Source organism: Streptomyces cinnabarinus, from assembly GCF_027270315.1.
Taxonomy (GTDB): Bacteria; Actinomycetota; Actinomycetes; order Streptomycetales; family Streptomycetaceae; genus Streptomyces; species Streptomyces cinnabarinus.
This window is the reverse complement of record NZ_CP114413.1, coordinates 7902947-7922393: the sequence shown is the minus strand read 5'-3', so window position 1 is coordinate 7922393 and position 19447 is coordinate 7902947. Positions and strand designations below refer to the sequence as shown.

The 19447-nt window shown below is 71.3% G+C and carries 19 protein-coding genes and 1 pseudogene; 11 read left to right on the top strand and 9 right to left on the bottom strand.

Going from position 1 to position 19447, the window contains the following annotated elements; genetic code table 11:
* Positions 1-75 precede the first annotated feature (75 nt).
* Positions 76-1011 carry an AraC family transcriptional regulator gene (locus tag STRCI_RS35745; protein WP_269663124.1) on the top strand — a complete coding sequence of 312 codons (936 nt, stop codon included), beginning with the start codon at positions 76-78 and terminating at the stop codon, positions 1009-1011.
* 30 nt (positions 1012-1041) lie between these two features.
* On the opposite strand, the gene STRCI_RS35740 is transcribed toward STRCI_RS35745, so the two are convergent.
* The 4 genes from STRCI_RS35740 to STRCI_RS35725 all read right to left on the bottom strand — a co-directional run bounded on the left by STRCI_RS35740 (position 1042) and on the right by STRCI_RS35725 (position 5574).
* Positions 1042-1713, bottom strand: a complete 672-nt coding sequence (locus STRCI_RS35740) for a DUF2238 domain-containing protein (RefSeq protein ID WP_269663123.1) — start codon at positions 1711-1713, stop codon at positions 1042-1044.
* 140 nt (positions 1714-1853) lie between these two features.
* The gene (locus STRCI_RS35735; protein ID WP_269663122.1) at positions 1854-2291 is read right to left on the bottom strand and encodes a hypothetical protein; all 438 of its coding nucleotides are present in this window, start codon (positions 2289-2291) and stop codon (positions 1854-1856) included.
* A 3-nt stretch (positions 2292-2294) separates the two neighbouring features.
* Positions 2295-3974, bottom strand: a complete 1680-nt coding sequence (gene ctaD, locus STRCI_RS35730; RefSeq protein ID WP_418953403.1) for an aa3-type cytochrome oxidase subunit I — start codon at positions 3972-3974, stop codon at positions 2295-2297.
* 211 nt (positions 3975-4185) lie between these two features.
* The gene (locus tag STRCI_RS35725; protein ID WP_269663121.1) at positions 4186-5574 is read right to left on the bottom strand and encodes a glycoside hydrolase family 43 protein; all 1389 of its coding nucleotides are present in this window, start codon (positions 5572-5574) and stop codon (positions 4186-4188) included.
* 214 nt (positions 5575-5788) lie between these two features.
* On the opposite strand from STRCI_RS35725, the gene STRCI_RS35720 reads away from it, so the two are divergent.
* The 3 genes from STRCI_RS35720 to STRCI_RS35710 all read left to right on the top strand — a co-directional run bounded on the left by STRCI_RS35720 (position 5789) and on the right by STRCI_RS35710 (position 8565).
* A complete protein-coding gene (locus STRCI_RS35720; RefSeq protein WP_269663120.1) occupies positions 5789-7213 on the top strand; it encodes an amidase in 1425 nt (474 codons plus the stop codon).
* Positions 7214-7250: 37 nt separating this feature from the next.
* Positions 7251-8048 carry a hypothetical protein gene (locus STRCI_RS35715; RefSeq protein ID WP_269663119.1) on the top strand — a complete coding sequence of 266 codons (798 nt, stop codon included), beginning with the start codon at positions 7251-7253 and terminating at the stop codon, positions 8046-8048.
* Between the two features lie 70 nt (positions 8049-8118).
* A complete protein-coding gene (locus STRCI_RS35710; RefSeq protein ID WP_269663118.1) occupies positions 8119-8565 on the top strand; it encodes a type II toxin-antitoxin system PemK/MazF family toxin in 447 nt (148 codons plus the stop codon).
* Between the two features lie 13 nt (positions 8566-8578).
* Here STRCI_RS35710 and STRCI_RS35705 read toward each other — a convergent pair whose 3' ends face one another.
* Positions 8579-9403 carry a TIGR02452 family protein gene (locus STRCI_RS35705; protein ID WP_269663117.1) on the bottom strand — a complete coding sequence of 275 codons (825 nt, stop codon included), beginning with the start codon at positions 9401-9403 and terminating at the stop codon, positions 8579-8581.
* A 279-nt stretch (positions 9404-9682) separates the two neighbouring features.
* Between STRCI_RS35705 and egtA the strand changes: the two genes are divergently transcribed.
* The 5 genes from egtA (at position 9683) to STRCI_RS35680 (ending at position 14313) form a co-directional block, all read left to right on the top strand.
* Positions 9683-10978 carry an ergothioneine biosynthesis glutamate--cysteine ligase EgtA gene (gene egtA, locus STRCI_RS35700; protein ID WP_269663116.1) on the top strand — a complete coding sequence of 432 codons (1296 nt, stop codon included), beginning with the start codon at positions 9683-9685 and terminating at the stop codon, positions 10976-10978.
* Positions 10975-12279, top strand: a complete 1305-nt coding sequence (gene egtB, locus STRCI_RS35695; protein WP_269663115.1) for an ergothioneine biosynthesis protein EgtB — start codon at positions 10975-10977, stop codon at positions 12277-12279. The genes egtA and egtB overlap by 4 nt, the downstream gene beginning before the upstream one ends.
* Positions 12279-13070, top strand: a complete 792-nt coding sequence (gene egtC, locus STRCI_RS35690; RefSeq protein WP_269663114.1) for an ergothioneine biosynthesis protein EgtC — start codon at positions 12279-12281, stop codon at positions 13068-13070. The genes egtB and egtC overlap by 1 nt, the downstream gene beginning before the upstream one ends.
* A complete protein-coding gene (egtD, locus tag STRCI_RS35685; RefSeq protein ID WP_269663113.1) occupies positions 13067-14029 on the top strand; it encodes an L-histidine N(alpha)-methyltransferase in 963 nt (320 codons plus the stop codon). Before egtC ends, egtD begins: the two co-directional genes overlap by 4 nt.
* Positions 14030-14097: 68 nt before the next feature.
* Entirely contained in the window at positions 14098-14313 is a 216-nt protein-coding gene (locus STRCI_RS35680; protein WP_269663112.1) for a dodecin, read from the top strand.
* Positions 14314-14328: 15 nt separating this feature from the next.
* Here the strand turns inward: STRCI_RS35680 and STRCI_RS35675 are convergent, their stop codons facing one another.
* Positions 14329-14820, bottom strand: coding sequence for a phosphatase domain-containing protein (locus STRCI_RS35675; protein WP_269663111.1), 492 nt, complete (start codon positions 14818-14820; stop codon positions 14329-14331).
* Between the two features lie 67 nt (positions 14821-14887).
* Between STRCI_RS35675 and STRCI_RS35670 the strand changes: the two genes are divergently transcribed.
* The gene (locus STRCI_RS35670; protein ID WP_269663110.1) at positions 14888-15292 is read left to right on the top strand and encodes a (2Fe-2S) ferredoxin domain-containing protein; all 405 of its coding nucleotides are present in this window, start codon (positions 14888-14890) and stop codon (positions 15290-15292) included.
* 46 nt (positions 15293-15338) lie between these two features.
* A pseudogene (locus STRCI_RS35665) lies at positions 15339-16434 on the top strand (barstar family protein).
* A gap of 51 nt (positions 16435-16485) precedes the next feature.
* Here the strand turns inward: STRCI_RS35665 and STRCI_RS35660 are convergent.
* The 3 genes from STRCI_RS35660 to STRCI_RS35650 all read right to left on the bottom strand — a co-directional run bounded on the left by STRCI_RS35660 (position 16486) and on the right by STRCI_RS35650 (position 19442).
* Positions 16486-17301 (bottom strand): AfsR/SARP family transcriptional regulator, encoded by an 816-nt coding sequence (locus STRCI_RS35660; protein WP_269663109.1) that lies wholly within the window; start codon positions 17299-17301, stop codon positions 16486-16488.
* Positions 17302-17547: 246 nt separating this feature from the next.
* Complete coding sequence (locus tag STRCI_RS35655; RefSeq protein ID WP_269663108.1) at positions 17548-18762, bottom strand: alpha/beta hydrolase family protein; 1215 nt, start codon at positions 18760-18762, stop codon at positions 17548-17550.
* On the bottom strand, positions 18759-19442 hold the full coding sequence (locus STRCI_RS35650) for a TetR/AcrR family transcriptional regulator (protein ID WP_269663107.1): 684 nt from the start codon (positions 19440-19442) through the stop codon (positions 18759-18761). Before STRCI_RS35650 ends, STRCI_RS35655 begins: the two co-directional genes overlap by 4 nt.
* Positions 19443-19447 lie beyond the last annotated feature (5 nt).

Genomic DNA, 19447 nt, shown 5'->3' with positions numbered 1-19447 from the left:
TGCGCTGAGTAACAGACTGGGCCGTTCGGGTCACGTCGCGGCGAAAGGCATGCGTTGCCCACGGGAAGCTATGTCGTGGAGACGACGAGGACCATCGAGGTCGCGGCACGCGAGCAGACCGACCTGTGGAGTGAGCGCGTCGGGACCTACCAGACCCGGATGGACTACCGATACGGGCGCGCCGAGGTCTTCCGCGGTGAGATGACCCGTCGGCGCAGCGACACCTACCAGGTCGTCACCTGGCACAGCGACCAGATCGAGTACGCCCGCACACCGGGCCTGATCCGCCAGGAGCCGGACCCCGACTACCGGTTCCTCTTCCCGCTCTCGGGCGAGATGCGGCTGCGGCAGGACGACCAGGAGGTGCGCCTGGCACCGGGCACGGGCAGCCTGTTCACCCTGGGCGCGCCGTTCGAACTCCGGCACGGCGCGTCCCTGCGCGGGGTCATCATGTCGATCCCGGCCCAGGAGATCGACGGCCCGCTGAACCGGAAGGCGCCGCTGGCCACCGGTTTCGATCTCACCAAGGGGCTGGGCCGCGTGGTGCACGCCGTGATGCGCAGCCTGGACGAGGAGTACGAGCACCTCACCACCCCGCAGTTCGACGCCGTCTGCGACCGGGTCGTCGAACTGCTCCGCATGCTTGCCTGCGGCGACGACCGCCCCGGCGCCCCGGGGCAGCTGACCGAGGTCGAGGCCATGGTCCGCCGCTACGTGCGCGACCACGCCGCCGACCCCGGCCTGTCCGGTACGTCCATGGCCCGCGCCCTGGGCTGGTCCCTCCGCCAGATCCAGCTCGCCCTCCAGCAGGTGGGCACCACGCCCCGCGACCTGATCCGTGAGGAGCGCCTGCGCCTGGTCCGCGAGCGCCTCCTGTGTGCCGACTGCGACCACATGACGATCACGGACCTGGCGCACGCCTCGGGCTTCTCCTCGGCCAGCGCCATGAGCACCGCCTTCCACCGCCGCTTCGGGGTCAGCCCCCGGGAGATGCGCCACAAGGCCCGCTGATCCCGCGCCACGGGCCGGTGTCCGACGCGTTCAGCCCTTCGCCGCAGACGCCAGGCGGGTCAGGCTCCGGTCGTGCAGGCGGCCGAGGATCAGCAGTGAGCAGGTGGCGCCGATCAGCGCGCAGAACATGTCCCACTGGGTGTCCCACACATCGCCCTGGGTGGCCAGGAACGCGTCGGCGGCCTGTCCGCCGATCACGGCCGCCGCCCACTCCAGCATCTCGAAGACCGTGCTGAAGGCGAGGCAGGCACAGACGGTCAAGGGAGCGAGCCAGCGGCTGCCGCGCAACGGCGATGTGCGGACAAGGAGTTCCCGGACGAGGATCGCCGGCACGAAGCCCTGCATGAGGTGACCGAAGCGGTCGTAGGGGTTGCGCTCCAGGCCGAACCAGTCACGCACCCAGTCACCGGCGGGGACCTCCGCGTAGGTGTAGTGCCCGCCCACCACGAGGACGAGCGCGTGCACGGCCAGCAGACCGCACAGCAGGCCGCTCAGCGGGAACCGTCGGCGCAGCAGGACCGCCAGCGGCAGGCCCACCATCACCCACACCGTCTCCAGCAGCCAGGTGGCCGGGTCCTTGGCGCCGAACGCGGACACCACGAGCGCCGCGGCGACGAAGAGCGCGAGCACGGCAGGCAGTCGGCGGGCGGCGGCCGGGCCCGCGTCCGGCGACGGGCTGACGTTCGGGTGGATGGCGGACATCGCCGGCTCCTCGTGTCTGGGGGGTGCGCCCCAGCTTCCGGCCCGCGGTGCAGCCCCGGCATGAGTGCGCGTACTCAACCGCCACACCCAAGTACCCGGTTCGAGGCTCGGACGGCATCCGCCTGGCGCCTCACTCGCCCCTAATACCCTGTGGCCAGTTGAAGGGCCGTAAGGGCCACGGCCGCGACCAGACCGGAGCCGAGCAACGCCGCGAAGGTGTACCGGGCAGAGCGGTGGCTCCGGCGGTCCGGGGGCGGGGTGTGGCGCAGGGCCGCCCAGTGGCGGGCGGTCTGCCTGGCCTCCTCCCGGTGCCGCACCGCCGCGCGGATCCACAGGCCGACCGTGATGGCGGCGCCCGCGACGGCGACGGAGGCGGGCGCCCACCATGACTCCGGCACCAGCAGCGCCACCGCGGTGACCGCCGGGGTGGCCCAACCCGTGAGGCAGGCCGTCGCCCCCGCGCGGCGGGAGTGCGGCCGGTCGGCTCCCGCCCGCAGGTCGGCCAGGGCCGGCAGGTACCAGACGCTGCCGGCCGCGGTCACCAGCGCGAAGCCCAGCGCCAGAACAACGCGGGACACGAGTCAGCGCACCGCTTCGAGTTCGGCGATCTCCGGGTGGTGCAGGTCGAACGCCGGCGACTCGGAGCGGATGCGCGGGAGCACGGCGAAGTTGTGGCGCGGCGGCGGGCAGGACGTCGCCCACTCCAGCGAACGGCCGTAGCCCCAGGGGTCGTCGACCTCGACCCGCTTGCCGTACTTGGCGGTCTTCCACACGTTGTAGAAGAACGGCAGGATCGACAGACCGAGCAGGAACGCCCCGATCGAGGACAGGGTGTTGAGGGCGGTGAAGCCGTCGGCGGCCAGGTAGTCGGCGTAGCGGCGCGGCATGCCCTCGGCGCCGAGCCAGTGCTGGATGAGGAACGTCAGGTGGAAGCCGATGGTGAGGGTCCAGAACGTGATCTTGCCGAGGCGTTCGTCGAGCATCTTGCCGGTGAACTTCGGCCACCAGAAGTGGAATCCGGCGAACATCGCGTACACGACCGTACCGAAGACCGTGTAGTGGAAGTGCGCGACGACGAAGTACGAGTCGGACAGGTGGAAGTCCATCGGCGGCGAGGCCAGGATCACGCCGGTCAAACCACCGAAGACGAACGTCATGAGGAAACCGGTGGTCCACAGCATCGGCGTCTCGAAAGACAGGCTGCCCTTCCACATGGTGCCGATCCAGTTGAAGAACTTCACCCCGGTCGGCACGGCGATCAGGAACGTCATGAAGGAGAAGAAGGGCAGCAACACCCCGCCGGTGACGTACATGTGGTGCGCCCACACCGTGATCGACAGACCCGCGATGGCGATCGTCGCCCCGATCAGTCCCATGTAGCCGAACATGGGCTTGCGGCTGAACACCGGGATCACCTCGGAGACGATGCCGAAGAACGGCAGCGCCAGGATGTAGACCTCGGGGTGCCCGAAGAACCAGAACAGGTGCTGCCACAGCAGTGCGCCGCCATTGGCCGGATCGAAGATGTGGCTACCGAACTTCCGGTCGCACTCCAGCGCGAACAACGCCGCCGCCAGCACTGGGAACACGATCAGGATCAGCAGCGCGGTCAGCAGCACGTTCCAGGTGAAGATCGGCATGCGGAACATCGTCATGCCGGGTGCGCGCATGCAGATGATCGTGGTGATGAAGTTGACCGCACCCGCGATCGAGCCGAAGCCGGAGAGCGCCACACCCATGATCCACAGGTCGGCGCCGAGCCCCGGCGAGTGGACCGCGTCCGACAGCGGGGCGTACAGGAACCAGCCGAAGCTGGCGGCGCCGTCCGGAGTGAGGAAGCCGGCGGCGGCGATCGAGGAGCCGAAGAGGAAGAGCCAGAAGGCCAGCATGTTCAGCCGGGGGAACGCCACGTCCGGGGCGCCGATCTGCAGCGGCATGATCCAGTTCGCGAATCCGGTGAAAAGCGGCATCGCGAACATCAGCAGCATGATCGAACCGTGCATCGTGAACGCCTGGTTGAACTGCTCGTTCGACATGACCTGCAGCCCTGGACGGGCGAGTTCCGCGCGCATCATCAAGGCCATCACACCGCCGACGATGAAGAAGACGAACGCGCTGACCAGGTACAGCGTCCCGATCTTCTTGTGGTCGGTGGTCGTCAGCCACTCCACCCACGACGGCCGGCCCGCCGTCGGCGCGGTAACCGTGACCTCGGTCCCCGGTCGTGCGGTCGTTGCCTGACGTATCTGTGCCTTGCCCACCGGACGAAGTCCTCCCCATCGCTCATGTCGCCGACGAGCCGGGAAGTGCCTGGCACGGGCTGTGGACCTGGCCCTTCCCGGCCGCCGCCACATGATCGCCCCAGGGGTACCTGGTCCCACTAGGGCCCAACGACCCCTGCCGGTGCCCGGCGGATGGGGACCAACGGCCCTTCTTCGCGCCGGCGGACCGGCACCCCGAGGGGGCGACCGGCTACCCGGCCCAGACTGCCGCCGCCGTGAACGAACTGTCCTGCCGGAACAGGTCGGTCCCGTCCGACCGTTCCACCCGGAGCTGGTAGCCGTAGTGCCGCAGGTAGTGGCCCGGGTAGTTGTACGACTCGAACCGCAGCGAGCCCGACGCCGATCCCGTGCGGGCGATGAACGTGGCGTCCCGCGCGAAGGTCGTCGTGCCGTTGTTCGCGTCGAACCGGGCCCGGAAGTCGTAGTGGCGCAGATAGGCGCCGGAGGCGTCGCGGAAGGAGTAGCCGTTGGCGTCGGCCAGGCCCGCCGTGACCGTGAACGACGACGCCTGCTTCTCCGCCGCCGTGCTGGAGGCGGTCACGACCGGGAGGTTCAGCAGGGAGGACTGCTGCTGCCAGTAGCGGGTCGGGTAGTTGGCCGACTGGAAGGAGCGGGTCACGTTGCGGGCGAGGCTCGGGCCGCCCGTCACCGTCTCCTTGACCACAGTGAAGTGGCGTGCCGTGCCCGAGATCGACGGGAGTGCCGTCGGCGCCGACCATGTCGCGAAGGTGTCGTGGCTGTCGCTGTAGTAGTAACGGCCATCGCCATAGCCGTCGAAGAACAGCCGCCAGGCTCCGTTGTCGAGCTGGATCAGGGCCGGGCCCTCACGGTAGCTGCCCCAGCCCGCCCAGTTGCCGGTCCGGGAGATCGCGTACGGGCCGGTCAGGTTCGAGGCCGTGCCGTACTCGATGTACTTCGTCGTCTCGTTCTTGGTGAAGGCGTGATAGGTCGAGCCGATCCTCACCAGGAAGGTGTCGATGTGGTTGGCGCCGATGCCCGACAGGGCCACCGGTGAACTCCAGGCTGTCAGCGCGGAGTTCGTGGCCCGCAGCAGATACGGCGTGAAGATCCACTCGTCGTTGGTCGTCGAGCAGGACACGATGATGTTCACGCTGCCGTCGCCGTCGACGAAGAACTCCGGGGCCCAGGCGCGGGAGAGGTTCGCGATCGGGACCGGATAGTCGTAGAGGAAGGTCCAGTTGAGCCGGTCCGCGCTGCGGGCGAAGCCGATGGTGGTGCTGGTGTCCTGCCAGGTGTGGGTCGTGTAGGTGGCGTAGTAGTAGCCGTTGGTGTGCCTGATGACGCTCGCGTCGCGGATGCGGTTCGCGGGCGGGGTGTAGGCGGAGGCGCGCAGCAGGCGGAAGTCGGTGGCGTCGTCGGACTGGTAGACGTTCACCGTGCCGTCGTCGCTGTTGAGGAACGGCACGATCGTGTACCGGGTGGCGGAGCCGCTCGGCGGGGCGGCGGCGAGGGCCGTGCCGAGCAGGCCGGGGGCTTCGGACAGCAGCAGCGCGGAGGCGGGGGCGGCGGCCATCGCGCGCAGCAGGGCACGGCGGGACGGAGCGGGCTGGGGGGTCATGGGCGGCTCTCCCTCTGACACGTCACACCGACTAGTTCGGAATTTCGAACTCAGTTCGGCAAGTCGGTCAGAAGTTAGGGGTGGGGCGGAAGTGCGTCAATGGTTCGCGCAGGGCTGCCACGGCCGCTCAACTCCGGCCGGCACCGAGGTCGTTCCGTCGCGGCCCGGCAGAGGTTACTGTTCAGTAGACAAGGCCGTCCCCGGAGGTGTCCGTATGACGTTCGACCGTTCCGCAGGGCTGGCGGAATCCGCCCACGCGCTGGCCGACGGCGAGGTGACGTCCCGGACGCTGGTGGAGCGGGCCCTGGCACGCATCGAGGCGACCCAGGGCACGCTCAACGCCTTCCGGGTCGTCCGGGCCGAGGCCGCGCTCGCCGAGGCGGACGCGGCGGACAAGGAACTCGCCGCCGGAGCGCGGCGCCCGCTGCTCGGGGTGCCGGTGGCCGTCAAGGACGACATGGACGTGGCCGGGGAGCCCACGGCCTTCGGCTGCCGCGGGGAGTACCCGCCGGTCGCGGAGGACGGCGAGGCGGTACGGCGGCTGCGCGCGGCCGGGGCCGTGATCGTTGGCAAGACCAACACCTGCGAGCTGGGCCAGTGGCCGTTCACCGAGGGCCCGGCCTTCGGTGACACCCGCAACCCCTGGCATCCCGACCACACGCCGGGCGGCTCCTCGGGCGGTTCGGCCGCCGCGGTCGCCGCCGGTCTGGTGCCCGCCGCGCTCGGCTCGGACGGCGCCGGATCGGTGCGGATCCCGGCCTCCTGGACCAACCTGGTCGGCATCAAGCCGCAGCGCGGCCGGATCTCGACCTGGCCGCGCGGGGAGTCCTTCCAGGGCATCACCGTCAACGGCACCCTGGCCCGTACGGTCGCCGACGCGGCGCTGCTGCTGGACGCCGCGGCCGGGAACCACGAGCGGGACCCGCACCGCCCGCCGGCCGTCGACGCCTCGGCGGCCGTCACCCGCGAACCCGGACGCCTGCGCATCGCAGTCTCGCTGAAGCCGCCCTTCACCGCACTGCCCGCCCGGCTCCGGCCCGAGGTGCGCGCGAGGGTCGTCGAACTCGCCGAGAAACTCGCCGCGTTGGGGCACACCGTCGAGGAGGCCGATCCGCCGTACGGTCAGATCGGGCTGACCTTCGTGCCCCGGGCGACCGTCGGGATCTCCGAGTGGGTGACCGACTCCCCCTTCCCGGCCCTCCTCGACCGCCGCACCCTGGACGCCGCCCGGCTCGGAAAGCTGCTCGGCGGGGCACCCCTGCGGGCGGCCCGGCGCGCCGAGGCGGTCCTGCACCGGCGTATCGGCAGGTTCTTCGAGTCGTACGACGTCATGCTCGCGCCGACGACGGCCGCTCCCCCGCCGCGGATCGGCGCGATGCTGGGGCTCGGCGGCCTCGCCACCGACCGCGCGATGATCGCCGCCTGCCCCTTCGCCTGGCCGTGGAACGTCCTGGGCTGGCCCGGCGTCAACGTCCCCGCCGGGTTCGTCGACGGCGGCCTGCCGGTCGGCGCCCAGCTGCTGGGGCCCTCCCACAGCGAGCCCCTCCTGCTGTCGCTCGCCGCCCAGCTGGAGGCCGAGCTGCGCTGGCAGGAGGCGTGGCCACCGGAGCAGGTCACCTCGGACGCCCCGGCCGCTTAGGAGCCCATTGTCAGTGGAGTGCGCTTCACTGTCCGTCATGGAGCTCACGCAAGCGACCGTCAGCGACCTGCTGGCGCAACTCGGCCCGTGGGACGGGTACATGTACCTGCCCGGCGACCTGGACCCGCATGACCTGACCGACCGACTCTCCGGCAGGTACGGGGCCCCACGCACCCTCGTCCTCGACGGCTTCACCGATCCGACGCTCGGCGAGTCCAGAGGCTCGGCTCTCCTTCAGCCCTTCGGGGAACGGGCAGTGACGATACGGGCGTGGGCGTGGGGGGATCGATGGGTAGGCACGGGTACGGCGCGGGACGGGGAGGACATCGTGCGGCCGGTGCTGGTGGTCGCCCAGCGGGAGATGCCCGAACCGTTGGCGGTCGCTGCGGACCAGGACGTCGACTGGATGGAGCGGCTCATACGGATCACCGGATGGACACACCCCGCCCGACGGCCGGACGTGGACTGGGCGGAGATGGAGTCGCGCCTGGGCACCGCGCTGCCGAGGGACTACACGCGCATGGTCGAGACGTTCGGCGAGGGCGCCTTCGACGGTTTCCTGACTCTGCACCAGGAGCCGTGGACATGGCGCAGAGAGGACGGCCTGCTCAGCTGGGCAGGTACCGAGCACAAGGATCTGTACTGCTGGCGAGCCGAGGGTGACGACCCCGACCGCTGGCCTGTCGTGGTCCGCTCCTTCGACGGCGAGGAACTGTCCTTCGACTGCCAGGCCGCGGAGTTCGTCTGCCGCATCCTCGTCGACCCGTACCACCCGTACACGATGGCCCGCTTTTTCGACACGCACTGGTTCATGAACTACGGGGAGGCCGACTGACCGACCTCCAAGGCCAACCGCAAGGTGCCCGGCGTCGATTCCCCCAAGGGCACGCTCTAACGTGATCCCCGTGACTGCGTCCACCGAAGAGAACGTCCCCGGCCGCCACGGCCCCTCCGCCACCACCGAGGCCGATCCCCGCGAGGTGGGCCGGGTGCGCACCGAGTACTCGCCCGCGCACGACGGCGACCCGGACCCCGGGGAGGTCGTGTGGACCTGGGTGCCCTTCGAGGAGAACGACGGCCGGGGCAAGGACCGGCCCGTGCTCGTCGTCGCCCGTGAGCCGGGCGGCACGTTCCTCGCCGTGCAGTTGTCCAGCAAGCGGCATGACGCGCAGCGGGACTGGGTGCCGATCGGGAACGGGCCCTGGGACCGGTCCGGGCGGGACTCCTGGGTCGATGTCGACCGGGTGCTGCGGCTGCACGAGCGGGGCATGCGGCGCGAGGCGTGCGCGCTGGACCGGATGCGGTTCAACCTGGTCCGCAACCGGCTGCGGGAGCGCTACGGCTGGAGCTGAGGTCCTGCGCGCCTTATGACTGGAGCTGACGCTCCGGGAACGCCCGTTCGAAGGCCGTGCGCGTCCTGGTCCCCGGAGTGCGGTCCAGGATCCCGAACACCACGTGCTCGAACCGGCCCGCGAACCGCCCGCCCGGCCCGAGCAGCGCCCGGAAGGCGCCCGCCACCTGCGCCGGGTCGTTCTGGAACACCCCGCAGCCCCAGGCGCCCAGCACCAGCCCGCGGTAGCCGTGCACCGCCGCCACCTCCAGCACGCGCTCGGCGCGGGCCGCGAGGGCGGCCGGGACATCCGCCGCGCGTTCCGGCGCCGTACGCCGGACGACGCCCGCGTTCGGTGCCGGGGAGGTGAGGAATCCCGGGGTGTACGGCTCGTCCAGCAGGCGCCCGCGGTCGTCGCGGAAGACGGGCACGGCGGGTGAGTGGATGACGCGGTCCGTGTAGAAGGGATCGCGGTGGGTGCGGTGGTGGTCGTAGAACTCCCGGACACCGACCAGGCAGGTGTAGAGCGCCGAGGCCCGGCACAGGGCCTCCTCCTGCGCCTGCGCGCCGTTCAGGTAGCCGCCGCCGGGATTGCGGGCCGAGGAGAAGTTCAGGACGGCGGTCCCGTCACCGAGCCGCCGCGCCGCCTCCAGGCTGCTCTCGCCCGTGACCTCGAAGAACGTGTCCACCGACGGCGCGGAAGGGACCGGGACGGCGCCCGGCCCGTACATGCGCGTACCGCTCCGCGCGGCCTCCACGGCCGCCGCGATCGGCACCTCGCGGCCGTCTCCTGCGGTGTAGTGGCCCGCGGCCACGATCTGCTCCGTCTGCTGTGCGATGCCCCGCAGGCGCGCGCTCATGGCGCCACCCCCGTGAACGCCATGAGCGCGCGCCCGGCGCGCTCCCCCGTCGTGCTCATGCAGGCATCGTGGGCGATGCTCTACGGGAGGCGCAACAGAGTTTCCCGGTCCACGAACGCCGCCGAAAACGCGCGGGAACTGGATGTGACCGATCCGGAACATCCCGGGAGGCGCCCTTGTGCCGAGCCGGTTGAGCGTCTTGGGTGGGACGAGTGTGCCTGCCCGGCCCACCCGAAATGCCGGGCTGGTGGCATGGTGGAATATCAGGAGGATCCCGATATGCCAGATTCGTCCAGCAGCTCTTCGCCGAGCGGCTGTACCAGGCCCCGCACCTCGGTCTCCGAGGCCGAGGTCGAGGCCCTGGTCCGAGGTATCTGCTTCAAGACCGGACCGCCCCGCACCATAGGTGTCGAGGTGGAATGGCTCGTCCACGAGCTGCGCAGCCCGCAGCTCCCCGTCACACCCGAACGACTCCGGGCGGCCTACGCCGCCCTGCGGACCGTGCCCCTGAGGTCGGCGCTCACCGTCGAGCCCGGTGGCCAGCTGGAGCTCAGCTCGCCGCCCGCCGCCTCCCTGACGGAGTGCATCGGTACCGTCTCCGCCGACCTCGACGCCGTCCGCGGCGCCTTGCGCGAGCACGATCTGGGACTGGTCGGCATCGGCCACGATCCCTGGCACGAACCCCGCCGCTATCTGCGCGAACCCCGCTACGACGCCATGGAGGCCTGTCTGGACCGCAGAGGTCCGGCCGGCCGCGCCATGATGTGCACCTCGGCCTCCGTCCAGGTCTGCCTCGACGCCGGCCACGAGGAGCCCGGCCCCCTCGGCCATGTGCGGCGCTGGTGGCTCGCCCACCAGCTCGGCGCGGTGCTGGTGGCCGCCTTCGCCAACTCCCCCCTCGCCGGGAACGAGCCCACCGGCTGGCGCTCCACCCGGCAACTGCTGTGGATGGAGATCGGCGCGGGCCGGGCGGGCGCTCCCCCGCTGGACGGCGATCCGCGCGCCGCGTGGGCCCGGCACGTCCTGGACGCGCCGGTGATGTGCGTACGCCAGGACCAGGGCCCCTGGGAGGTGCCCGAGGGGCTCACCTTCCGGGAGTGGACCCGGTCGGCGGTGCCCAGGCCGCCCACCGAGGAGGATCTCGGCTACCACGTGACGACCCTGTTCCCGCCGGTCAGACCGCGCGGCCATCTGGAACTGCGGATGATCGACGCCCAGCCCGGCGAGGACGGCTGGATCGTCCCGCTCGCCGTCACGGCCGCGCTGTTCGACGATCCGCAGGCCGCCGAGACCGCCTACCGCGCGGTCAAGCCGCTCAGCGAACGGGCCCGGCCGCTGCCCGCGCCGCACAACCCGCTGTGGACCGACGCGGCCCGCGACGGCCTGACCGACCCGGAGCTGCACGAGGCTGCGGTCGTCTGCTTCGCCGCCGCGCTGGAGGCGCTGCCGAGGATGGGCGCCGCCCCCGAGGTCACGGCCGCCGTGGCGGCGTACCGGGATCGCTACATCGCCCGGGGCCGCTGTCCCGCCGACGATCTGCTCGACCGCCTGCACGGGAAGGACCGCACGTCATGACCGAGACCGAGGCGCTCCGGGAACGGGCCCTGACCACCCTGATCACGGCCCGGGACCGCACCACGCTGCTCACCAGCTGCGTCGAGGACCCGGACCTGACCGCGCAGCACTCCCCGCTGATGTCCCCGCTGGTGTGGGACCTGGCGCACATCGGCAACCAGGAGGAGCAGTGGCTGCTGCGGGCGGTCGCCGGCCGGGAGGCCATGCGGCCCGAGATAGACGGCCTCTACGACGCCTTCGAGCATCCGCGCTCCGAGCGCCCCTCGCTGCCGCTGCTGCCGCCCGCCGAGGCCCGCAGTTACGCGGCCGAGGTGCGCGGGCGGGTGCTCGACCTGCTGGAGAGCACCGCGTTCGGCGGCAGCCGGCTGACCGAGGCGGGCTTCGCCTTCGGGATGATCGCCCAGCACGAACAGCAACACGACGAGACCATGCTGATCACCCATCAGCTCCGCACCGGCCCGCAGGCCCTGACCGCCCCCGACCCGGAACCGGCCCCGTTGCAGACCGGCCCGGCCGAAGTCCTCGTCCCCGGCGGCCCGTTCACCATGGGCACCTCCACCGAACCCTGGGCGCTGGACAACGAACGCCCCGCGCACCGGCGTGAGGTGGCCGCCTTCCACATCGACACCACGCCCGTCTCCAACGGCGCCTACCAGGCGTTCATCGAGGACGGCGGTTACGACAACGAACGCTGGTGGGACCCGGCGGGCTGGGCCCACATCCGGCAGCATTCCCTCCACGCACCGCTGTTCTGGAAGCGCGACGGCAAGCAATGGCTGCGCCGCCGGTTCGGGGTGACCGAGGTGGTGCCGCCGGACGAGCCGGTGGTGCACGTGAGCTGGTACGAGGCCGACGCCTACGCCCGCTGGGCCGGGCGGCGGCTGCCCACCGAGGCCGAGTGGGAGAAGGCCGCCCGGCACGACCCGGCCGGCGACCGCTCCATGCGCTACCCCTGGGGCGATGCCGACCCCGCGCCCGAGCACGCCAACCTCGGCCAGCGGCATCTGCGCCCGGCCCCCGTCGGCAGCTACCCCGAGGGCGAATCACCGCTCGGCGTCCGGCAGTTGATCGGGGACGTGTGGGAGTGGACGGCGAGCGACTTCCTGCCCTACCCGGGGTTCGTCGCCTTCCCGTACAAGGAGTACTCGGAGGTGTTCTTCGGGCCGGAGTACAAGGTGCTGCGCGGCGGTTCGTTCGCCGTGGACGCGGTGGCCTGCCGGGGCACGTTCCGCAACTGGGACTACCCGATCCGCCGGCAGATCTTCTCCGGGTTCCGCACGGCCTGCTCGGAGGGCGTCTGATGTGCCGTCATCTGGCGTATCTGGGGCCCGAGGAGCCACTCGGAACCTACGTGGTGCAGCCCCCGTACGGGCTGTACCGGCAGTCCTGGGCGCCCCGGCTCCAGCGGTACGGCACGGTCAACGCCGATGGTTTCGGCGTCGGTTGGTACGCGGCCGGGGATCCGGTGCCGGCCCGGTACCGGCGGGCCGGGCCGATCTGGGCGGACCTGTCCTTCGCCGATCTGGCCCGCGTCGTCCGCACGACGTGCCTGCTGGCGGCGGTCCGGGACGCGACCCTGTCCGGTGCGGACGCGGAGGCCGCCGCGGCGCCCTTCGCCTCCGGTGCCTGGCTGTTCAGCCACAACGGCGCCGTACCGGGCTGGCCCGGCTCCCTCGCGCCGCTGACCGGCACCCTGTCCGCGACGGATCTGCTGTCCCTGGAGGCCCGTAACGACTCGGCGTTCGTGTGGGCGCTGGTCCTCGCCAGGCTGCGGGCCGGGGACGCCGAGGGCCAGGCGCTGGCCGACACCGTCCGGGAGGTCGCCGAGGCGGCGCCGGGCGCCCGGCTGAACCTGCTGCTGACCAGCGGCGCCGGCATCGCGGCGACCACCTGGGGCGACACCCTGTGGTACCGCACGACGCCCGGCCACGGCACGGTCGTGGCCTCCGAACCGTACGACGACGATCCGCTCTGGCACGAGGTCCCGGACCGCACGCTCCTCCTCGCGAGCCGCACGGACGTCACTCTCACTCCGCTGAAGGAGCCGGGCGAGAACTCGGCACCCGCACCCTCCAAGGAGCCCCGCACGTGAGCCCGTTCCATCTCACCCGCCAACTGCCCGAGGACGCCACGGAGGCCGCCCTGCGCGCCGACGTCCTGCACGGCCTGACCCGCACCCCCAAGACCCTCCCGCCCAAGTGGTTCTACGACGCCGTCGGCAGCGAACTCTTCGAGCGGATCACCGAGTTGCCCGAGTACTACCCGACCCGCGCCGAACGCGAGATCCTCATCGCCCGCGCCGGAGAGATCGCCGCCGCGACCCACGCCCGGACCCTGGTCGAACTGGGCTCCGGCTCCTCGGAGAAGACGCGGTACCTCATCGACGCGCTCACCGAACTGCACACCTACGTCCCCGTCGACGTCAGCGACAGCGCGCTCACCCAGGCCGGACACGCCCTCATCGAGGAACGGCCCGGACTCGATGTGCACGCGCTCATCGCCGACTTCACCGGCGGGCTCACCCTGCCCGACACCCCCGGACCCCGGCTGGTGGCGTTCCTCGGCGGCACCATCGGCAATCTGCTGCCCGCCGAGCGCGCCGACTTCCTCGCCCGGGTCCGCGCCCTGCTGGCGCCCGGCGACGCCCTGCTGCTCGGCACCGACCTGGTGAAGGACGAGAAGGTGCTGGTGCGGGCGTACGACGACGCGGCCGGGGTGACGGCCGAGTTCAACAAGAACGTCCTCACGGTCGTCAACCGGGAACTCGGCGCCGACTTCGATCCCGGCGCCTTCGACCATGTGGCGCTGTGGGACGCCGACAACGAGTGGATCGAGATGCGGCTGCGGTCCCGCACCGCGCAGACGGTGAAGGTGCCCGCGCTGGACCTGGCCGTCGACTTCGCGGCGGGCGAGGAGCTCCACACCGAGATCTCGGCGAAGTTCCGGAAGGAGGGCGTACGCGCCGAGCTGGCCGCGGCGGGGCTCGAACTGTCCCACTGGTGGACGGACGAGGAGGGCCGGTTCGCGCTGTCACTGAGCGTGGCACGGTGACGGACGGCTCGCGCGATGCCCCGCCTTGGGGCACGGTGGAGTGACGCGTGTGCGAGAGGAGCACCCACATGTCGAACCACACCTACCGGGTCACGGACATCGTCGGCACCTCGCCCGAAGGCGTGGACCAGGCGATCCGTAACGGCATCAACCGGGCCTCGCAGACCCTGCACAACCTGGACTGGTTCGAGGTGGTCGACGTGCGCGGCCAGCTCAACGACGGGCAGATCGCGCACTGGCAGGTGACCATGAAGGTCGGCTTCCGCCTGGACGAGACCGGCTGAGCGAGGGGCCGGACCTCAGGTCCGCCCCTCCCGCTCCTGCGCGGACTTCAGCGCGGCGGAAGGGGCGGTCCAGCGCGCCCGTACGACCCGGAACCCGGCCTGTTCGGCGTCCGCGCAGACGAGTTCGTCGTCGTCCACCAGGACCCGGATCTCCCGGGTCCTGGCGAGGCGGCGGAGGATCTCCAGCTTGGTGCGGCGGGCGGGCCGGCGGTCGTTGTCGCGCCGCATGTACACCCGCCCCTCGGGCAGTCCCTGGGCCGCGAGCCACTCCAGGGTGTCCGCGCGGCAGCGCTCGGGCCGCCCGGTCAGATAGACGACCTCGCACTCCTCGGCGCTGTCCCGCACCAGCGCGATGCCCTCGGCGATCGGCGGGTCGGCGGGCGCGGCGGCGAAGAAGCCTTCCCAGTCACGGGGCTTGGACTCCAGGAACCGCTGCCGGTGGGCGGTGTCGGCGAGGGTGTTGTCCAGATCGAACACGGCCAGCGGCCGCTTGCTGCTGTCGGTCACGCCGTCAACCATACGCAGCGCGGGGCCCGGTGATCACGACGGTCACCGCGGGGCTCAGACTTCTGTCATGCCTTCGACGCCCCGCACCACCTCCCTGACCCGGTCCGCCTGCACCCTCGTCGTCTGCCGCGGCTGCTGCTGCGGCAACGCCCGCAAGCACCCCGGCACCGATCACGAGGGGCAACTGGAGGTCCTGCGCGCCGCGGCCGCCGAGCACGGCGTCCGCATCCGTACGACCGACTGCCTGGGCCCCTGCGACCAGGCCAACGTCATTGTCGTGGGCCCCTCGGCCGCGGGGCGCCGCGCGGGCGGACGTCCCACCTGGATCGGCTTCGCCACGGACCACGACAGCACCGACGAGGTGGTGCGCTGGGTGGCGGCGGGCGGACCCGGGGTGGCAAAGCCGCCGGTGACGCTGGAGTTGCAGTTCATCGACCCGCCGAAGGACGCCCGGGTGCGCTCACGCCGCTGACTCGGCCCCTGGGTAAATGACTTCGCCGCCGGGACCCGGTCCCGGCATGATTCCGGGCGTGCACGAGGACGAGAACCATCGCGGGCGAGCGCGGTACACGCTGACCGAGACGGAGCACGGGTACGCCTGGGGCACCTGCGCCGAGGCGGACGGGCTGTTCGGGGAACCCGACCGCGGTACCTACGAGCTGTTCGGCTGGGTTCCGCGAGCGGACGTGGACGGCTGGGTCGGCCACCGGGTCTGGCTGGTACCGGACGACGAGACACTCGAACCCTGGCTGCTGGAGGACGCGGAGAGGCTGAAGCGGCCCCTCGCGACGGACAGTCTCGTGCTCACCGGCCTGGACGACTACGAAGGCCCGCCCGAGGGACACCGGGGCCGCGTCCGCGTGCATGACGGCCACCGATGGCTGGGCTCCTGCCGGGAGTTCACCCGTGTCCTGCCGCCCGGGCGGTCGACGCCGCCGCTCGTCCTGCGGGGGCTCGCCCAGGGTGACGAGCTACGGGCGGCGCTGGCGAAGGGCACCCGGCGGGCGCTGGACCTGGAGCAGGCGGCCCTGGAGATACGGGACGACCGGGGCGAGCGGCTCACCGAACGCCTGGTCTGGGCCAGAGTCAGTGCCTGGCGCCCCTCCCCGCACGACGCGGACCTGATTCGACCTGGAGCTCGACGGAGAACTCCGCACGCCCGTCCCCGAACACGTCCGGCCCGTCTGGGAACGGTGGTTCACCGGGCCGCCCGCCACCGCGGCCGCCTGGTCCGGCCTCGACACCCGACACCGCTGGGCCTGGCACGACCTGGTCAGGGAGCGAACCGCCTATCGCACGATCGGCGACCGGCCGGCCGGCCACGCCTACGAACTCGACGGCCGCCACATCACCGACGAACCGGGCCTCTATCTGGCGCTCGGCGAAGCGGTGAACGGCCCCGGCGGCTACTTCGGGGGCTGCCTCGCCGCCGTCGACGACTGTCTGCGGGGCACCTTCGGCTACACCGCACCCGCGACCCTGCTCTGGCACGACGCCACGACCGCCCGCGAGCACCTGTCCCACGCCCTGTCCCCGGACGGCCACCCCTACGACCTCTTCGGCCTGACCCTCGACCTCCTGGCCGAGGGCGGCATGGATGTCACCCTGGCGTGAACCGCAGGGCCTGGCGAAGAACCTCGGCGTTCAGGTCCGCATGCCGGGCGCTCAGTGCAGCGCGGGAATGACCCCGGCAGCCTCCAAGCGGGCCGGATCCGCTCGCAGGATCGCCTCGTGGGCGAGGCGTAGGGACGGTCCGGGCTCGACTCCCAGTTCCTCTCTGAGCACCCGGCGGGCACTGCGGTACACCGCCAGTGCGTCGCCCTGGCGGTTCGCCCGGTACAGGGCGACCATCAGCTGGTGGTGGAAGGGCTCCCGCAGCGGATGCTGGAGGACCAGGCCGCGCAGTTCCTCGATCATCTCGTGATGGCAGCCGAGCGCCAGCGCCGACTCCATCCACAGTTCGGTGCAATTCAGCCGTTTCTCGTCCTGGACCGTGGTGAACGAATCGATGACCAGCGATCCGGGAATGCCCTCCAGTACCGGCCCCCGCCACAGCGACAGCGCCCGGCGGAGAAGTTCGGCGGCATGGTGGAAATCAGCCGCCCCATACCGTTCCCGGCCACGACCGTAGAGCATCTCGAATTCATGGAGATCCGTCACCGCCCCGCTCGTGTCCAGAATATATCCGGGAGCCGTCGTGACGATGGGTGATATTCCTCGCGGCGTGCTCAGAATTTTCCGCAGTTGTGATATGTACACGCGCAGGCTGGCCACCGCGCAGCGTGGCGGATCCTGCTCCCACAGATCCGCCACGAGCTTCTCACCGGCCACCGGCTCACCAGCCCTGATCAGGAGCAAGGAGAGCAGTTTGGCGAGCTTGGGCGGCTCGGGCGTCAGGTCGGCGCCGCCCCGGGTCACCCGCAGGCGCCCGAGCAGGTCGTAGCGCAGTGGCTGGTCAGCCTGTACAGAGGACAGGGCCACAGCAAACCCCCCAGAATGCGTATGCACGCATTCAACTGATTCTGGTTCCCCCGTCCGTCCCCAGGTCCGGGACGCACCTGATCGACGATATTGCGACCAGTGCGTGAAGCATATGTTAGCCCACCTCTCGCCACCACCCCCTCCCTGTTACACCGCCATTAAAGACAATAGAACTCGAGGAGCCCGGATTCGGGTTGCGGAAATGAATTTCGGCCGCTCGAATTGCACGGTCCATGGCCGACACGCTCAGACTCCGGCCGGCTGTCCGGGCCCGAGGGTTTTGGTCAGCCATGCGAACAGCCGGTCGTGGAAGAGCCGCATGGCGCCCGAGTGACAGTGCGCCCCGCCGCCTTCGTCCGCGGTGAACACCTGGAGCGTCTTGGGCGAGTTCAGGCCGGTGTAGACCTTCTTGGCGTGTTCCAGTCCGGCGAAGAACATGTCCTCTTCCGCGTCCATGGCGAGCACGGGACAGCACACCCGCTCGATCACCTCCGACAGGTCGAACTCGGGCAGCCGGCGCAGCAGTCCGGCCGGGGTGTCGGTGCCGAAGGTCCACAGCGCGTGGCGCAGCAGCCAGCGGGTGAAGGTCTGCTGGGCGGCGATCCCCCACATGACCGGATTGGCGAAGTCGTCGTGTCCCTGGTCGACCCACTCCAGCACGAACGGCGGCAGGGCGACGACATCGCCCAGTTGCCAGACCGCGTCATGGGCGACGCAGCCGGCCAGCCGGTGCTCGTAGGCCGCCGCCCGCACCGCGAGCAGGCCGCCGAGGCTGGTGCCGACCAGCGCCAGGCGGTCGGGGTCGACGCCGGGCAGGGTCAGGACGTGGTCCACGACCGGGGTGACGACCCGCTCCCAGTCGGGCCGGAAGACCAGACCCTGGTCGCGGATCACGGAGCCCTGTCCGGGCCCTTCGAAGCAGAGGCAGTTCCAGCCGTGGGCGAGGGCCGCGGCGGCCACGAAGAAGTAGCCTTCCTCGACCGTGGAGTCCAGCCCGCCGTGGTGGATGATCGTCGGCCGGGGCAGGTCGGAGTCGTCGACCCGGTACAGGTAGGCGGGCAGTGAGGTGTCCTCGTAGGGAATGCGGATGAACTGCGGTGGGCGCTCCATGAGTTCGGCGGCGTCGGCGAAGGTCTCCCGGGACAGCCGCATCAGCCGCAGCGCCTCCGCGCCGCGCGGGTCGTCGCGTTCGAAGAACTCGGCGGTCCGGTAGTAGTTGTGCGCCCGCAGCAGGGCGGCGCGGGCGGAGTCGGTGCGGCCCTCGCCGCGTGCCGTGACGGCCAGGCCGTGGACGCGTTCGGCGAGCGAGGTCCAGGCGTGCCGCCAGGCGTCGGTGTCTCCGCCGGGGATCCGGGAAGCGACCGCGACGACCTCGCCGAGCTGCGCGCCACCGTAGTCGGCGTAGCCGGCGGCGCGCAGTGCCTGGTAGTCGAAGGCGGGGTCGTCGAAGAGGAATTTCATGGCAGCGGCTCCTCTGGTCGAGGGAGGTGCTCCGGTGGGGTGGCCGGGCTGGTGCCGGCCCGGATCGTGCGGGTTCCGTTCAGAAACGTGTCGACGATGCGTTCGGCGAACGCCGCTGATTCCACGGGGCGTTGGCGCAGGATCAGGCGGGCGGCCATCGGGCCGGTGAGGATCTCGACGGCGTCGTCGAGGTCGAGGTCGGCGCGGAGTTCACCGCTGTCGATGCCGTCCGTCAGGACCCGCAGGAGCGCCTCGTGCCGGGCGGCGACGACGGTGTTCTCGAAGCGCTCCACGAGCTGCGGGCGGCGTACGGCCTCGCCGAGCAGGCTGCCGATCAGCCGGTGCAGGTGGGTGTCCTGACCGCGGTGGCGGAGCTGGTCGACGAGCGCCACCAGCCGCTCGCGCAGGCTGAGTCCGTCCAGTGGCGGCACGGGCAGGTCCAGGCTGCCCAGTGCGGCCAGCACCAGTTCCTCCTTGTTGCGCCAGCGGCGGTAGATGGTGGCCCGGGCGACGCCCGCGCGCTGGGCGACCAGGTCCATGGACAGGTCGCCGAAGCTGCACCCCTCGCTGAGCAGGCCCAGGGTGCTGTGCAGGATCGCCTGGTCGGCGGCGGGGTCGCGCTGACGGCCGCCCCGGGGTGAGGGTCCCGGGCCGGCCGTGGGTGGGTCGACGTGGGGCATGCGGC

Excerpts from the sequence above, each read along its gene's own strand:
- egtA (WP_269663116.1), top strand. The coding sequence starts at position 9,683 with ATGCCAGATTCGTCCAGCAGCTCTTCGCCGAGCGGCTGTACCAGGCCC.
- STRCI_RS35655 (WP_269663108.1), bottom strand. The coding sequence starts at position 18,762 with ATGAAATTCCTCTTCGACGACCCCGCCTTCGACTACCAGGCACTGCGC.
- STRCI_RS35740 (WP_269663123.1), bottom strand. The coding sequence starts at position 1,713 with ATGTCCGCCATCCACCCGAACGTCAGCCCGTCGCCGGACGCGGGCCCG.
- STRCI_RS35680 (WP_269663112.1), top strand. The coding sequence starts at position 14,098 with ATGTCGAACCACACCTACCGGGTCACGGACATCGTCGGCACCTCGCCC.
- STRCI_RS35720 (WP_269663120.1), top strand. The coding sequence starts at position 5,789 with ATGACGTTCGACCGTTCCGCAGGGCTGGCGGAATCCGCCCACGCGCTG.
- STRCI_RS35670 (WP_269663110.1), top strand. The coding sequence starts at position 14,888 with ATGCCTTCGACGCCCCGCACCACCTCCCTGACCCGGTCCGCCTGCACC.
- egtB (WP_269663115.1), top strand. The coding sequence starts at position 10,975 with ATGACCGAGACCGAGGCGCTCCGGGAACGGGCCCTGACCACCCTGATC.
- STRCI_RS35650 (WP_269663107.1), bottom strand. The coding sequence starts at position 19,442 with ATGCCCCACGTCGACCCACCCACGGCCGGCCCGGGACCCTCACCCCGG.
- egtC (WP_269663114.1), top strand. The coding sequence starts at position 12,279 with ATGTGCCGTCATCTGGCGTATCTGGGGCCCGAGGAGCCACTCGGAACC.
- STRCI_RS35725 (WP_269663121.1), bottom strand. The coding sequence starts at position 5,574 with ATGACCCCCCAGCCCGCTCCGTCCCGCCGTGCCCTGCTGCGCGCGATG.
- STRCI_RS35715 (WP_269663119.1), top strand. The coding sequence starts at position 7,251 with ATGGAGCTCACGCAAGCGACCGTCAGCGACCTGCTGGCGCAACTCGGC.
- STRCI_RS35705 (WP_269663117.1), bottom strand. The coding sequence starts at position 9,403 with ATGAGCGCGCGCCTGCGGGGCATCGCACAGCAGACGGAGCAGATCGTG.